Below are 1,699 nucleotides of genomic sequence, written 5' to 3' on the forward strand. Positions count from 1 at the left end.
AAGAAATATGCTCCAGTTCGTCTTCAAGGGGCACTTCATCTCCAGCAGCTTCCGGTTGGAAGGCATATCGCATCAGTTCGGCAAGGGCCATCACATACTCCGCGCTGTTAGGGTCATTTTTACGGATGCGGTTATAAACAGAGTTTAAGGTATTGAATAGAAAGTGGGGATTCACCCGGGAGCGAAGTAGGGACAACTGGGCAGAGACCAATTCCGTTCGAAGGGATTCGTTTTCTTTTTCAGCAATAAGTTTCTCTGTAGCAATGTGGTGGTTGCGTCTTTGACTTTTGAGAAGATTTAAAGCAATATGGAAAGCAGTGCTTAAGCCAGCAATATAGATAAATCGGTATAGGGTAGCCAGGAAAAATAGCTTAGAATAGGTGTCGACGATATTTACAGGTATTTCTGAGTAAACGAGGAACTCGTTTATTGCCACGTTGGCTCCATAATATAATACCATTTCAAGTGTCAAGTAAATCAGAAGTTTGACGTAATCAGCCACTGTCCTAGGTAAATTTTGACCGAGAACGAAAAAACAATGAACGTAAAACAACATGACATACAGTGGATATCGGAAAAGATAATCCCAAGGATGATTATAAATTCCTCGTATTTCTGCAGATAATACTATCTCATAAGCAATAAATACTACCCAAGCGATGACATGGTAATATAATGTCACCCTCCTTTGGGAGGATGAACCTAGAGTTAGATCACGCATGGAGACGTCTTCATCACGCAGTTTACCACGTTGGTGTAAAAGATTTGGTATTGAAAAGTAGAGAGCGCTACTTTATATTAAATATAGAAAATTATGAAAACATTAAGAAACCAATCCACACTACTCAAAAAGAGAGATCGCTTTAAGTTTGGTAAAACTAAGGTACAAACTCACTTAGTGTTGGATCCTACCGTTATCATCACAACTACAGTAACTAACATTTTTACTCCATCTGTAGCACATTAAACCTCTAAAAGCTTCCAATTGGAAGCTTTTACTTTTTCTAATCCTCTAATTAAATAAGCATGAAAAATATTAACCTATTAATACTCGCATTTATTTTTATTGTTCTAGCGTCATGCCAAAAAGACGATATAAGACCTTTAAATCCCAAAGCAACCGACAATGTCATCGACTGCAAAAATTGTGAGGGAAGCTGGGACTTAACCAAGCCTATTCCCTAATTATTCTTAAATTAGAACGACAAGATGAAAAATTCTTTTACTGAAATCAGCCCTGAGGTCATAGCTATATTGAAAGCTAAAGGCTACACCTGTGTCCAGATGACACCAAAAGATGATAAACCAAATTATCACCGAACGGTTGAACTTATTCCACTTAAAACCCTGGAGCATGCTCTTGATCTTGTTCCTTTGGATTCGCCGGAAATCAACGATTATATTGGCCATCAATCTCCTATGGCTCAGTATGTAATCGACATGAAATATTTAACAGATACTGTTTCAGTCTGATATTCGCCTTTCAAATTTCTGTTCTCATAAGCATTTTCCTTTTAAACTCATTTAAACTGAACAAAATGGAAATTTTCAACTTTGGAGAGAACCTCCGTAAAATTCGTGTAAGCAGGGGAATTAGTCAGGAGTGGATTTCAAATAAAATGGATATTTCACAGACTAAATATTCGCTTATTGAGCGAGGCAAAATATTGCCCGATGCTGTATTTATTTCATTGGCAGC

At 37.6% G+C, this 1,699-nt stretch carries 3 protein-coding genes; 2 read left to right on the forward strand and 1 reads right to left on the reverse strand.

Annotated elements, in window-relative coordinates:
- Positions 1-502: histidine kinase (locus tag WBJ10_RS02420; RefSeq protein ID WP_424287958.1), on the reverse strand; the 502-nt coding region annotated here is incomplete at its 3' end.
- 707 nt (positions 503-1,209) lie between these two features.
- Here WBJ10_RS02420 and WBJ10_RS02425 point away from each other — a divergent pair.
- Entirely contained in the window at positions 1,210-1,473 is a 264-nt protein-coding gene (locus WBJ10_RS02425; RefSeq protein ID WP_424287959.1) for a hypothetical protein, read from the forward strand.
- A 65-nt stretch (positions 1,474-1,538) separates the two neighbouring features.
- Positions 1,539-1,699: helix-turn-helix domain-containing protein (locus WBJ10_RS02430; RefSeq protein WP_424287960.1), on the forward strand; the 161-nt coding region annotated here is incomplete at its 3' end.

Source organism: Daejeonella sp., from assembly GCF_049655485.1.
Lineage (GTDB): Bacteria > Bacteroidota > Bacteroidia > Sphingobacteriales > Sphingobacteriaceae > Daejeonella.